This window comes from Bradyrhizobium sp. (assembly GCF_016213215.1).
Taxonomy (GTDB): domain Bacteria; phylum Pseudomonadota; class Alphaproteobacteria; order Rhizobiales; family Xanthobacteraceae; genus Bradyrhizobium.
Map to the genome: position 1 here is coordinate 1 of NZ_JACRAW010000010.1, position 13649 is coordinate 13649.

Sequence of the window (13649 nt, forward strand, 5' to 3'; positions counted from 1 at the left end):
TCGCCCCGCGAGGCGCGGGTGACGCCGACACGGGTTCGGTTCAGCGTCTCTTCCGCCATCAGGTCGGGGACGCGGATCTCCTTCAGCAATTCCTGCACGAACAGGCTGTGCTCGGCGCCGGCGTCCGAAATCACCGAGCTCAACGCCGCCGAATACATCACCAGCGTTCCGTTCGGAGCGATCACCGGCGCAAGCCCGGCGGAGAAGCTGCGGAAGCGGCGCTCGAAAGGGTTTCGCCGGGAGGCGTCGATCAGCGCGATCTTGACCCCGGCACCGCGGGTGTTGATCTCGTTCAGCACCGTCTCCAGGCTGAAGCCGTCGCGCCGCACGTCCGCTTCGGTCCAGATCTGCGCATCGACCGGGACCATGAAGCTCTGGCGATTGGACTGGATGCCGTAGCCGCTGAAGAACACCAGCACCACGGAGCCGGGCTTGATCTTGCCGTAGAGTTTGTCGAAGGCGCGCCGCATGGCGTCGCCATTGAGGTTTTCGCCGATATCGACGGCAAACCCGTCGCGCTTGAGCTCGTCCGCGATGTCGCGCGCGTCGTTGATCGGCTCCCTCAGCGGCGTCTCGGCATCGGGGTATTTCGCATTGCCGATCACAAGCGCGATGCGCTCGCCCGCGGCAAAGGATGGACCAGTGAACAGGACCGAGAAAATCAGGGGCAGAAGCAATGCGAGGCGAGTTTTCATACCAGGGCCGTCCAGCCAAAAGAGTGCCGTTGCCAGCTTGCGCCGCGGCGACCTCAACAGAGACCAACCATTATCAGACCGGGGTTGCTATGCGTCAACCGCTTGGAGATTCGGCGCTTATTGTGACATTTGGCTGCAGCATCATGGCTCCGGTACGGGACTGGCCGTCGCCGAAGCAGTGCTTGGCCGAAGTCTCCGGGCAAGGTTCCTAAAACGGGCAGGGGGGAATGAATGTGATTAGCCTCACATTGGTTGCTGTCCGGCGGGGATACCCCATTTGACCTTTGCGCGCCGCGATGGCTTGGTTCGGACCGCAACCCGAACGGCCTGCTGACAAAAAAGTGCAACGATGGGAAACGTCCACGAGATCTACGCGCTGCGCTACGCGACCATGTCGCCGCGTACCCCGAACATGAATTTCCTCCTGCCCGATCCGCATGAGACCACGGCGCAGGATCTTGACTATTTCGTCTGGCTCATTCGCGGCGGCGGGCGCGACATTCTGGTCGATACCGGCTTCAACGCCGAAGAGGCAAAGCTCCGCGCGCGCAAGCTGACGATCAACCCGGTGGACGCGCTGGAGCGGTTCGGCGTTTCCGCCTCCGCCATCCAGGACGTGATCGTCACCCATCTGCACTACGACCACGCCGGCAATCTCGACCGCTTTCCAAATGCGCGATTCCATCTGCAGGAGCGCGAGATGGCCTATGCCACCGGACGCTGTATGTGCAACGGCATGCTGCGACATCCGTTCTCGGTCGAGCATGTGACGCTGATGGTGCGCCATGTCTATGGCGAGCGCGTCCGCTTCCATGCCGGCGATGGCGAGGTCGCGCCGGGCGTGACGGTGCACCGGGTCGGCGGTCATTCCGACGGCTTGCAGGTGGTGAAGGTCGAGACCGCGCGCGGGCCGGTTGTGCTGGCCTCCGACGCTTCGCACTACTATGCCAATCTGCAGCGCCGGAGCCCGTTTCCGATCGTCTACAATGTGGGCGACATGACTCTCGGATGGGAAATCGTCGAGCGGCTTGCCGGCCATCCGGACCGCTTCATTCCGGGCCATGATCCGATCGTGGCGGAAATCTATCCGCGGGTCAGCGACAAGGTGGATGCCTTCGCGCTGCATCTGCCGCCGTCGCGGTCGTTTGTGGAATGACGAGCAAGGAGGCGTGCGCACTTTGCGAAGTTAACGGGTGTTGAACCTCATCCTGAGGAGCTTGCGCAGCAAGCATCTCGAGGGATGAGGCCCGAGCTGGAGCAGCGGCGCCTCGTGGTTCTCCCGGCGACGCGAAGCGTCGTCCGGAAACGGCGCTGGCGCCTCACCATGAGGGGATAGATTCAAAACGCCTCCTTCGCGTCCGCTTCCTCGCTGGTCTGAATCAGATCAAGGCTCTGCTCGATCTTGCCGAGCAGCAGCGCGAGTTCCTTGCGCTCCTGCGCCGAAAGGCAGGACAGGATCTCCCGTTCCCTGTGCAGCAGGCGCGGAAACAGTTCCTCGTAAACCTTGCGCCCCTTGTTCGTCAGCTGCAGACGGAATTCGCGCCGGTCCGCTTCATTCGCCACCCGCTCGATCAACTGCCGCCTCAACAACGCGGTGACCGCACGGCTGATGGTCGATTTGTGCGTCCGGGTGCACTGCGAAATGTATTGCGCGCTGCACGCGTCGTTGCGGAAGCCGAGCGTCGCCAGGACCCGCCATTCCGGGATATCGAGCCCATAGCGCTCCTGGTACTCGACCGCGAGCGCAGAACTGAGTTCGGCTGCAAGCCGGTTCAGCCGAAATGGCACGAAGGTGAAAAGGTCGAGCCTCGCCTTCGCAACTCGTTCGCGTGCGCCGAGATGGGCCGCCGATGGCGCTCTCGCCGGACTGGCAGGCGTTCTTGCCAAGAATCGCTCCGAATTGAGTTGACGGGCGGGTGCGCCCGGTTAAAATAGTTGCAAGTGAGACTATTTAGCAGAAACGCCTCCTCCTGGCCAGAGCAAAGGTTTGTGTTGCATGGCGCACGCCACCACGCAGGCAAAGACGCAGTTCGGTTATCGCCGGCATCCCGATCAGGATCGCAGCCAGGCCGACCTCGCCGAGCATGCCATCGTCGTGGTCGGGGCCGGGCCGGTCGGATTGTCGCTGGCGGTCGACCTTGCGCAGCGCGGCCAGCGCGTGGTGCTCCTCGACGATGCCGACCGTATCGGCGAAGGCTCGCGCGCGATCTGCTTTTCCAAGCGCTCGCTGGAATATTGGGATCGTCTTGGCGTCGGCGACCGCATGGTCGCAAAGGGCGTGGTGTGGAGCGTCGGCCGGATCTTTCACGGCGATGCTCAGCTCTATCAATTCAACCTGCTGCCGGAAGAAGGCCATAAGCGTCCCGCCTTCATCAACCTGCAGCAGTACTATGCGGAAAGCTATTTGGTCGACCGCGTCGCGGAATTGCCGGACATCGACCTGCGCTGGCGCAACAAGGTCATCGCTCTCGAGCAGCGCAACGATGGCGTCGCGCTGACGATCGCAACGCCCGATGGTCCCTATCGGCTGCTTGCGCAATATGTCATCGCCTGCGACGGCGCGCGCTCCGCGCTGCGGCAGATGGTGGGTGCCGAATTCGGCGGCCAGGTCTTCGAGGACCAGTTCCTGATCGCCGACGTCAAAATGAGCGCGGAATTCCCGACCGAGCGCTGGTTCTGGTTCGATCCGCCGTTTCATGCCGGGCGCTCGGCACTGCTGCACAAGCAGCCCGACGACGTCTGGCGCATCGACCTTCAGCTCAGCCGCGACGCCGATCCCGTAGCGGAAAAGCGCCCCGAGAACGTGCGGCCGCGCATTGCGCGCATGCTCGGGCACGACAAGTTCGAGTTCGAATGGATCTCGCTCTACAAGTTCCAGTGTCGGAGGATGGACCGCTTCGTCCATGGGCGGGTGATCTTCGCCGGGGATTCTGCGCATCAAGTTTCACCGTTTGGGGCACGCGGCGCCAATTCGGGGCTCGAGGATGCCGAGAACCTCTCGTGGAAGCTCGATCGCGTGCTGCGCGGGGCCTCTCCTGCGAGTCTGCTCGAGAGCTATCATGTCGAGCGCAGCGCGGCGGCGGATGAGAACATCCGCGAATCGACCCGCTCGACCGACTTCATGGCGCCGAACACCAGGCAGGAGGCGCGGCTGCGCAAGGCGGTGTTGTCGCTGGCCAAGGAAACCGAATTCGGCAAGCGCATGGTCAACGGCGGAAGGCTCTCGGTGCCCTGCGTCTACGACTCCCCGCTCTCGACCGCGGATGTGGACGAGTGGCGCGCCGGGCCGCGGCCGGGCACCTCGATGCCAGACGCGCCCATCGCTCCCCGTTCGGGCGGAAACGCGTTCCTGACGGACGCGTTCCGTGAAGGCGGAACACGCTTCGCGCTGCTGGCCTTCGGAAATGGGCCCGCCATTGAGACCCCGGCTGGCGTGAAGGCGATCCGCATGGACGGCGCGGATGGATGGGTCGACGCCGCTGGCCTTGCCGCAAGGCGCTATGACGCTGAGCCGGGCACGGCCTACCTGTTGCGGCCGGACGGCTACGTCGCCGCGCGCTTCCGTCACCCGAGCCGAGCCATCGTCGAGGCGGCGCTGGCGCGGGCCGAGGGCCTTAACTGAGGATGCCGCCGATGGTCTTGTCCACCAGTTCGAATTTTGCGAAGCCCGACGACGCCTTTCGCGCCATCGTCGAGGCGCATCGCGGCCTTTCCGACGCACAGAGCGCCGATTTCGATGCGGCGCTGGTTCTTATCCTTGCCAATCACATCGGCGATCTGGGCGTGCTGCGCGAGGCCATTGCCCTCGCCAGGCACCGGATGATCGACGAACAGCAGCAACAACAGCAGCAGCAACAACAGCAGCAACAACAGCAATAAGGGTATCAGACTGATGGCGAAAAACTTCGCGTCGACCGGCGATCTGGCCGAGAAGAAGATCACCTTCTCCGAAATCGGCACGGACCTGTATGCTTTCACCGCGGAAGGCGATCCCAATTCCGCGGTCATCGTCGGCGACGATGGCTGTCTCGTGTTCGACGCGCAGGCGACGCCGGCAATGGCGGGCAAGGTAATCGAGCGCGTGCGCACCGTCACCGACAAGCCGATCAAATATGTGGTGCTGTCGCATTACCACGCCGTGCGCGTGCTCGGCGCTTCCGCCTACAAGGCGCAGGGTATCGTCGCCTCGCAGGAGACCTATCGCCTGATCGAGCAGCGCGGCAAGCAGGACTGGGACAGCGAATATGGTCGCTTCCCCCGTCTGTTCCAGGACGCGGAGAGCATTCCGGGCCTGACCTGGCCGACGCTGACCTTCGAAGGTGAGATGACGATCTATCTCGGCAAGCGCGAGGTCCGGCTGATGCAGCTGGGCGCCGGTCATACCTCGGGCGACATCGTCGCCTGGGTGCCGGATGCGGAGGTGATGTTCTCCGGCGACCTCATCGAATATCACTCCGCCTGCTATTGCGGCGACGCGCATTTGCGGGAGTGGCCGCTGACACTGAACGAGATCCGCGCCTTCAATCCCAAGGCGATCGCGCCCGGTCGCGGTGACGCGCTCAAGGGCCTGAACACCACCCGCGAGGCGATCGCCATGACACGCGACTTCATCACCACGCTCTATGGCGCGGCCGAGATCTCGGCCGCGAAGGGCAGGAGCCTGAAGGAGACGATGGCCGCGACGAGAGAGGTCATGGACCCCAAGTTCTCGAGCTTTGCCATCTACGAGCATTGTCTGCCGTTCAACGTCTCGCGCGCCTTCGATGAAGCGAGCGGGATCGATGATCCCGTCATCTGGACCGCCGAACGCGACCGCCAAATGTGGGCAGCGCTGCAAGGAGGATGATCATGAACATCAACACTTCGCCGGATGTCATCAGGAAAGACTCCGTCAGCATCACGCCGGGCTACATGTCCGGCTTCAAGAACAATTTCGAGACCGAATCTCTCCCGGGCGCATTGCCGATGGGGCGCAACTCGCCGCAGCGCTGCGCCTACGGTCTGTACGCCGAGCAGCTGTCGGGCTCGCCCTTCACTGCGCCGCGCAGCAGCAACGAGCGCTCCTGGCTCTATCGCATCCGCCCCTCGGTCAAGCATTCCGGGCGCTTCGCCAAGGTCGATGCCGGGCTGTGGCGGACCGCGCCGTGCCATGAGTACGAAATGCCGATCGCGCAACTGCGCTGGGATCCGACACCGATTCCAAAGGAGGAGATCACCTTCCTTCAGGGCGTGCAGACCATGACGACGGCCGGTGACGCCAACACGCAGGCGGGCATGGCCTCGCATGTCTATCTCATCACCAAGTCGATGGTGGACCAGCATTTCTACAACGCCGACGGCGAGATGATGTTCGTGCTGCAGCAGGGCAATCTTCGCTTCGTCACCGAATTTGGCCTTATCGATGCCGCACCCGGCGAGATCGTGGTTATCCCGCGCGGGGTCAAGTTCCGCGTCGAGATTCCGGCAGGGCCCGCGCGCGGCTATCTGTGCGAGAATTACGGCGGCGCCTTTACGCTGCCCGAGCGCGGGCCGATCGGCGCCAATTGCCTGGCTAATGCTCGCGACTTTCTCACACCGGTCGCGGCCTACGAGGACAAGGACACGCCAAGCGAGCTCTACGTCAAATGGGGCGGCTCGCTTTTCAAGACGGAACTGCCGCATTCGCCGATCGACGTCGTGGCCTGGCACGGCAATTACGCGCCGTACAAATACGACCTGCGCACCTTCTCTCCCGTCGGCGCGATCGCCTTCGACCATCCCGATCCCTCGATCTTCACCGTGCTGACCTCGCCGTCGGAGACGGCCGGCACCGCGAACATCGATTTCGTGATCTTCCCGGAGCGCTGGATGGTTGCCGAGAACACCTTCCGTCCACCCTGGTATCACATGAACATCATGTCCGAGTTCATGGGGCTGGTGTACGGCGTCTATGACGCCAAGCCGCAGGGTTTCGTCCCGGGCGGGATGAGCCTGCACAATTGCATGCTGCCGCACGGCCCCGACCGCGACGCGTTCGATCATGCCAGCAACGGCGAACTGAAGCCGGTCAAGCTTGCCGGCACGCTCGCCTTCATGTTCGAGACGCGCTATCCGCAACGCGTCACGACGCATGCGGCGAAGTCCGCCACGCTGCAGGACGACTACGCCGATTGCTGGAAGGGTCTGGAGAAGAAGTTCGACGCCAGCCGGCCGTGAAATCTCGCCTCGTCATTCCGGGAGGCGCCGAAGGCGCAGGCCCGGAATCCATAACCACGATCGGGAGTATGGATTCCGGGCTCGCCGCTTCGCGGCGCCCCGGAATGACGAACAGGTTTGCTCACTAATTACTATCAGGATTGATATCGTGCCCCATCCCAACGATCCCAAGCTCCGCGCCTTCATCGACGTTGCGCCGGACAGCGACTTTCCGATCCAGAACCTGCCCTATGGCGTGTTCTCCACCGCCGCCTATCCGGCACCGCGGGTCGGCGTCGCGATCGGCGATCAAATTCTTGATCTTGCGGTGATGGAGAAGGATGGCCTGATCGACCTTTCGCCCGCCTTCGGCGTATTCGCGCACAGCTCGATCAATGCCTTCATGGCGCTCGGCCCAAAGGTCTGGTCGAAGACACGGGCGCGGATCAGCGAGCTGTTGCGTCACGACAATCCTCATCTGCGCGACAACAAGGAGCTGCGCTCTCGCGCGCTGGTGCCGATGCGCGAGGCGAAGCTCCATCTGCCGGTCGCGGTCTCCGGCTACACCGATTTCTATTCGTCGAAGGAGCACGCCACGAATGTGGGCGTCATGTTCCGCGGCAAGGACAATGCGCTGCAGCCGAACTGGCTTCATATGCCGATTGCCTATAACGGCCGCGCCTCCACGGTGGTGGTCTCGGGCACGACGATCCGCCGGCCGCGCGGTCAGCTGAAGCCGCCGAACGTCGAGGTGCCGAGCTTTGCCCCTTGCAAGCGGCTCGACTTCGAATTGGAGATGGGCGTTGTCGTCGGGCAGTCCTCGCCGATGGGAGGCATGCTGAGCGAAAAGCAGGCCGAGGAGATGATCTTCGGCTTCGTGCTGCTCAACGACTGGAGCGCGCGCGACATCCAGCAATGGGAATATGTGCCGCTCGGCCCGTTCCTCGCCAAGGCCTTTGCGACGTCCATCAGCCCATGGGTGGTGACGCGCGAGGCTCTGGAGCCGTTCTGCGTGCCGGGACCGGAGCAGAATCCGACGCCGCTCGACTATCTGCGGCAGACCAGGCCGCACAACTATGACCTCGAGCTCGACGTCTCCCTGCGCGCGGCGCAAATGAAGGAGCCGGCAACCATCTGCCATACCAATTTCAGGTACATGTACTGGTCGTCGGTGCAGCAATTGATGCACCACGCCTCCAGCGGCTGCGCCATGAACGTCGGCGACCTCTTAGGGTCCGGCACCATCTCCGGCCCGGAGAAGCATCAGCGCGGCAGCCTGCTCGAGATCAGCTGGAACGGCAGCGAGCCGGTCGAACTGCCTGGCGGCATCAGGCGCTCCTTCCTGGAGGACGGCGACTCGCTCGTCATGCGCGGCTGGTGCCAGGGCGACGGCTACCGCGTCGGCTTCGGCGAGGCGGAAGGCACGATCCTGCCGGCGGAGTAATCGCCGTGGTCGTGCAAGCACCTCCGGAGGTCGGTTTGCGCGTAGGCGCAAACCGGCAGGAATCTTCCCTCCACGAGCACTTTCAAAAGCGTCAGGGGGGCAAAGGCGCATAGCGCCGTGCCTACCGTTCGATCTGCGCGTGCTCTCCATGGAATGGTGGGCACGCTTCGTTTTTACCCACCCTGCACGTCAGCGTTTCCACGCGTTCGTCACCGCCCCGATCTCCGCCGTCTCCGGCTCACGCACCACTGACGGCGTGCGCGAGAAGCGCGGGGCGGGCGCGGGCTGCTTGATGCCGTGGCGCTCGATGAACACGTTGCGCGCCACCATGTGCGGGTGCTTCGTCGCTTCCGACATGGTCAGCACCGGCGCGAAGCAGATGTCGGTGCCTTCCATGATCCTGCACCACTCCTCGCGCGTCTTGCTCTTGAACACGGCCGTGAGCTTTTCGCGGAGCGACGACCAGGCCTTGGGATCCATCTGGGCGTCGAAGGCGGGATCTGCGAGCCCCGCATGCTGGCGCAGCAGTGCATAGAACTGCGGCTCGATCGAGCCGATCGAGATGAAATTGCCGCAGGCGCATTCGTAGACACCGTAGAAATGCGCGCCGCCGTCTAGGAAATTGCTCTCGCGCTGTTCGGTCCAGCGGCCGGCCGCGGCGAGATCAAAGAACATCGAAATGAGCGAGGCCGCGCCGTCGCACATCGCCGTATCCACCACCTGGCCCTTGCCGGATTTCGAGGCTTCGAGCAGGGCTGCGAGCACGCCGACGACGAGATAGAGCGCGCCGCCGCCGAAATCGCCGACCAGGTTGAGCGGCGGCACCGGCTTTTCCCTGGTGCCGATAGCTGCCAGCGCGCCGGTGATCGAGATGTAGTTGATGTCGTGGCCGGCGGCATTCGCCAGCGGACCTTCCTGGCCCCAGCCGGTCATGCGGCCGTAGACGAGCTTCGGATTGCGCGCCAGCACCACGTCAGGACCAAGTCCCAGCCGCTCCATCACGCCGGGACGGAAACCTTCGATCAAAGCATCCGCCTGCGCGAGCAGGTCGAGCACCTGCGCCACCGCTGCCTTGTCCTTCAGATCGAGCTCGATCACCTTGCGGCCGCGACCGGCGACCGACTTCATGTTCTTCGCGGCGCCGATCCGGTCGAGCGTGACGACCTCGGCGCCCATGTCGGCGAGCATCATGCAGGCGAACGGGCCGGGGCCGATGCCGGCGAATTCGACAATGCGGAAGCCTGCCAGCGGGCCGGAGGCACGAACGGTGGATTGTGGGGCTGATTTGTCGAGCACTTGTTTCTTTCCGTCGTCACAAAGCTGCGGTACGAGAGCAGGAGCCAGGCGAGCGGCGAACATGCCGATCCCCAAGGCGACTGCCTTACGACTTTTAGTTAGTCGATTAGCTAAATTGTCTCGCCTTCAGCGGAGCGTGGCAAGCCTATTTTCGTAAGGCCAGCTGAGCAAAAATGCGGACGGCGCGCATTGCTGCGCGCCGTCCGGCACTTGCGTCCAGTAGCTATCAGCCCGCGGCCACGACTGCGCGCTGTGCCATGACCTTGATCAGGTTGGCACGATAATCGGACGAGCCGTGGATGTCGTTGAGCAATCCATTGGCGGAGATATTCACCCCGTCAATCGCCGCGGCCGACCAGTTCGCTTTCAGCGCCTGCTCGAGCGCCGCAACCCGCATCACCCCGTTCTGCGACGCTCCGGTCGCCGCGACACGGACGTCGCCGGACTTGGTCCTGGCAACGAACACGCCGGTCAGCGCAAAGCGCGAGGCCGGATGCGGGAATTTGGCGTAACCCGCCTTGGCGGTGACCGGGAACAACACCGCGGTGATGATCTCGCCATCCTCAAGCGCCGTCGTGAACAGGCCCTTGAAGAAATCGTCGGCCGCGATCGAGCGCTTGTTGGTCTTGATCGTCGCGCCAGTTGCGAGCACCGCAGCCGGGTAGTCGGCGGCGGGATCGTTGTTGGCGAGCGAGCCGCCGATCGTGCCGCGATAGCGGACGGCGGGATCGCCGATCTGCGAGGCGAGGTGGGCAAGCGCCGGAATCGCCTTCTTCACTGCGTCGCTGGTCGCAACGTCGGAATGCGCCGTGGCGGCCTTGATGGTCAGCGTGTCGGCGGAAGCCTCGATGCCGACCAGCTCCTTGATTCTGGCAAGATCGATCACGTCCGATGGCGCGGCGAGCCGCTGCTTCATCACCGGGATCAGCGTGTGACCGCCGGCGAGGTATTTGGCTTCCTTGCCCTTGGCAAACAGGCTGGCGGCTTCGTCGACCGAGGAGGCGCGATGATAGGTTGTCTGATACATGGCGATACTCCTTCTACGCGGCCTGACCGTGGATCGCGTGCCATACGCGATCCGGCGTCGCCGGCATTTCCAGTCTGTTGTTGCCGATCGCGTCCGTGATCGCGTTGATCACCGCCGCGGAAGCGCCGATCGCGCCGGCCTCGCCGCAGCCCTTGATGCCGAGCGGATTGCCCGGGCAAAGGGTCGTGGTGTGGTCGATCTTGAACGACGGCAGGTCGTCGGCGCGCGGCATGGTGTAGTCCATGAACGAGGCCGTGACCGGCTGGCCGCTTCCGTCATAGACCGCGTGCTCGAGCAGCGCCTGTCCGATACCTTGCGCAAGTCCGCCATGGACCTGGCCTTCGACGATCATCGGGTTGATCATGCGCCCGAAATCGTCCACGGCGACGAAGTTGACGAAGGTGGTCTTGCCGGTTCCGGGATCGACCTCGAGCTCGCAGATATAGGCGCCCGCGGGGAAGGTGAAATTGGTCGGGTCGTAGAAGGCGCTTTCCTTCAGGCCCGGTTCCATGCCTTCGGGCAGGTTGTGAGCCGTATAGGCGGCGAGCGCGACCATCGGCAGCGCGATCGCCTTGTCGGTGCCGGTGACCTTGAACTCGCCGTTCTCGATGACGATGTCGGCCTCGGAAGCTTCCAGCGCGTGGGCTGCGATCTTCCTGGCCTTGGCCTCCATCTTCTCCATCGCCTTCAGGATCGCGGTCAGACCGACGGCCGCCGAGCGCGAGCCGTAGGTGCCCATGCCGAACTGCACCTTATCGGTGTCGCCATGGACGATCGAGACCTGGCTGATCGGAACGCCGAGGCGCTCGGCGACGAGTTGGCAGAACGTCGTCTCGTGACCCTGGCCGTGGCTGTGCGAGCCCGTGAGGATCTCGATGGTACCGACCGGGTTGACGCGCACCTCGGCCGACTCCCACAGGCCGACGCCGGCGCCCAGGCTGCCTACCGCCTTCGACGGCGCGATGCCGCAGGCCTCGATGTAGCAGGACACGCCGATGCCGCGCAGCTTGCCTTCGGCTTTGGCTTTGGCCTTGCGGCCTGCGAAGCCGGCGTAGTCGATGGCCTTCATCGCCGCATCCAGCGAGGCGACGAAATCGCCGGTGTCATAGGCCATGATCACAGGCGTCTGGTGCGGGAACTGCGTGATGAAGTTCTTGCGGCGCAGTTCGGTCGGGTCGACCTTCAATTGCCGCGCCGCGGTTTCCATCAGCCGTTCGAGCAGATAGCTGGCCTCGGGGCGGCCGGCGCCGCGATAGGCGTCGACCGGCGTCGTGTTGGTGTAGACGCCCATCACCTCGGCATAGATCGCCGGGATGATGTACTGGCCCGACAGCAGCGTGGCGTACAGATATGTCGGCACCGAGGAGGAGAACAGCGACATGTAGGCGCCGAAATTGGCGTAGGTCTTCACGCGCAGTCCAAGGATCTTGTTGTCCTTGTCGAAGGCCATCTCCGCCGTCGAGACATGGTCGCGGCCGTGCGCGTCGGTGAGAAATGCCTCGGTGCGGTCGCCGGTCCACTTCACCGGGCGGCCCACTTTCTTGGAGGCCCACAGCGCCACCATCTCTTCGGGATAGATGAAGATCTTGGAACCGAAGCCGCCGCCGACGTCGGGGGCGATGACCCGCAGCTTGTGCTCCGGCGCGATATTGTAGAAGGCCGACAGCACCAGCCGCGCGACATGCGGATTCTGTGACGTAGTATAAAGAGTAAAGTGCTCTTCCGCAGCGTCGTAGTCCGCGATCGCAGCACGCGGCTCCATCGCGTTCGGAACCAGGCGGTTGTTGGTGAGCTCCATCTTGACCACGTTGGCCGCCTTGCTGAAGGCGTCCTTGACCGCGTTCTCATCGCCTATCGCCCAGTCATAGACCACGTTGCCGGGAGCCTCGGGGTGCAGCTGCGGAGCGCCGGGCTTGATCGCGGCGCGGATGTCGGCCACCGCGGGGAGCTCTTCGTAGTCGACGACCACGGCTTCCGCGGCGTCGCGCGCCAGATTTTTGCTCTCGGCGATCACGACCGCGACGGCCTGACCGACGAAGCGTACCGTTTCCGGCGCCATTGCCGGCCACGCGCCCATCTTCATCGGGCTGCCGTCCTTGGAGGTGATGGCCCAGCCGCAGATGAGATTGCCGACCTTGTCGTCGACGAGCTGCTTGCCGTTCAGCACCGCGACCACGCCGGGCATCTTCAGCGCGGCGGAGGGGTCGATGCTCTTTACCTTGGCATGCGCGTGCGGGCTGCGAATGAAATGGGCATGGGTCATGCCCGTAAGCTTGACGTCGTCGACGTAACGGCCCTTGCCCGTGATGAACCGCTTGTCTTCCTTGCGCACGACGCGTGCGCCAATGCCTTCAACACCCATGTCCTGTCCTCCCGACCGGAATTTGATTGCCGCCGGCTCCACGAAACGCGGCGGTCGTTGAATTGACGAAGCTGGTCGCCGCCTATTCGGCGGCCTGCGCGACCTTCATGCGGCCTGCGGCATCGAGCACGGCCTTCACGATATTGTGGTAGCCCGTGCAACGGCAGATGTTGCCTTCAAGCTCATGCCGCACCGTGGCCTCGTCGAGCTGGCCACCGTAACGTTTGACGATGTCGATTGCCGACATGATCATGCCCGGCGTGCAAAAGCCGCACTGCAGGCCGTGGTTGTCGCGGAAGGCGGCCTGCATCGGATGCAGCTCGTCACCCGTGGCGATGCCCTCAATGGTGGTGACGTTGCAGCCATCGGCCTGTCCGGCCAGCACGGTGCAGGACTTGACGGCCCTGCCGTCGATATGGACGACGCAGGCGCCGCACTGGCTGGTGTCGCAGCCGACGTGGGTGCCCGTCAGGTTGAGGTGATCGCGCAGGAGATTGACCAGGAGCGTGCGGTCCTCGACATCGACCGAAACCGCCTTTCCATTCACCGTCAGTTTGACCGTAGACACGTGATTTCCTCCCTTTTAATTCTCATTATTCCAATTAGAGACAGCGGCCGGGAACTTTGCAACTAGGATTTTGGCTGGTCCTG

The 13649-nt window shown here is 63.7% G+C and carries 12 protein-coding genes; 6 read left to right on the top strand and 6 right to left on the bottom strand.

What is annotated here, in order from left to right:
- A partial coding sequence (locus HY852_RS03060; RefSeq protein WP_291602500.1) for a caspase family protein occupies positions 1–695 on the bottom strand: 695 nt, incomplete at its 3' end.
- 349 nt (positions 696–1044) lie between these two features.
- Here HY852_RS03060 and HY852_RS03065 point away from each other — a divergent pair.
- Positions 1045–1851, top strand: coding sequence for an N-acyl homoserine lactonase family protein (locus HY852_RS03065; protein WP_291602502.1), 807 nt, complete (start codon positions 1045–1047; stop codon positions 1849–1851).
- Positions 1852–2033: 182 nt separating this feature from the next.
- Here HY852_RS03065 and HY852_RS03070 read toward each other — a convergent pair whose 3' ends face one another.
- Positions 2034–2483 (bottom strand): MarR family winged helix-turn-helix transcriptional regulator, encoded by a 450-nt coding sequence (locus HY852_RS03070; RefSeq protein WP_291602605.1) that lies wholly within the window; start codon positions 2481–2483, stop codon positions 2034–2036.
- 208 nt (positions 2484–2691) lie between these two features.
- Between HY852_RS03070 and HY852_RS03075 the strand changes: the two genes are divergently transcribed.
- The 5 genes from HY852_RS03075 (at position 2692) to fahA (ending at position 8313) form a co-directional block, all read left to right on the top strand.
- Positions 2692–4317: an FAD-dependent oxidoreductase gene (locus HY852_RS03075; protein ID WP_291602504.1), complete on the top strand. Its 1626-nt coding sequence runs from the start codon at positions 2692–2694 to the stop codon at positions 4315–4317.
- A gap of 11 nt (positions 4318–4328) precedes the next feature.
- A complete protein-coding gene (locus tag HY852_RS03080; RefSeq protein ID WP_291602606.1) occupies positions 4329–4574 on the top strand; it encodes a DUF2783 domain-containing protein in 246 nt (81 codons plus the stop codon).
- A gap of 13 nt (positions 4575–4587) precedes the next feature.
- A complete protein-coding gene (locus HY852_RS03085) occupies positions 4588–5541 on the top strand; it encodes an MBL fold metallo-hydrolase (RefSeq protein WP_291602505.1) in 954 nt (317 codons plus the stop codon).
- 2 nt (positions 5542–5543) lie between these two features.
- Positions 5544–6890 carry a homogentisate 1,2-dioxygenase gene (hmgA, locus tag HY852_RS03090; protein ID WP_291602506.1) on the top strand — a complete coding sequence of 449 codons (1347 nt, stop codon included), beginning with the start codon at positions 5544–5546 and terminating at the stop codon, positions 6888–6890.
- 148 nt (positions 6891–7038) lie between these two features.
- Positions 7039–8313, top strand: a complete 1275-nt coding sequence (gene fahA, locus HY852_RS03095) for a fumarylacetoacetase (RefSeq protein WP_291602507.1) — start codon at positions 7039–7041, stop codon at positions 8311–8313.
- A gap of 189 nt (positions 8314–8502) precedes the next feature.
- Here fahA and HY852_RS03100 read toward each other — a convergent pair whose 3' ends face one another.
- The 4 genes from HY852_RS03100 to HY852_RS03115 all read right to left on the bottom strand — a co-directional run bounded on the left by HY852_RS03100 (position 8503) and on the right by HY852_RS03115 (position 13566).
- Positions 8503–9609 (bottom strand): CaiB/BaiF CoA-transferase family protein, encoded by a 1107-nt coding sequence (locus tag HY852_RS03100; protein ID WP_291602510.1) that lies wholly within the window; start codon positions 9607–9609, stop codon positions 8503–8505.
- A 226-nt stretch (positions 9610–9835) separates the two neighbouring features.
- Positions 9836–10636, bottom strand: coding sequence for a xanthine dehydrogenase family protein subunit M (locus tag HY852_RS03105; RefSeq protein WP_291602512.1), 801 nt, complete (start codon positions 10634–10636; stop codon positions 9836–9838).
- A 13-nt stretch (positions 10637–10649) separates the two neighbouring features.
- Positions 10650–12998 carry a xanthine dehydrogenase family protein molybdopterin-binding subunit gene (locus HY852_RS03110; RefSeq protein WP_291602515.1) on the bottom strand — a complete coding sequence of 783 codons (2349 nt, stop codon included), beginning with the start codon at positions 12996–12998 and terminating at the stop codon, positions 10650–10652.
- Positions 12999–13080: 82 nt separating this feature from the next.
- Positions 13081–13566 (bottom strand): (2Fe-2S)-binding protein, encoded by a 486-nt coding sequence (locus tag HY852_RS03115; RefSeq protein WP_291602516.1) that lies wholly within the window; start codon positions 13564–13566, stop codon positions 13081–13083.
- Positions 13567–13649: the final 83 nt, after the last annotated feature.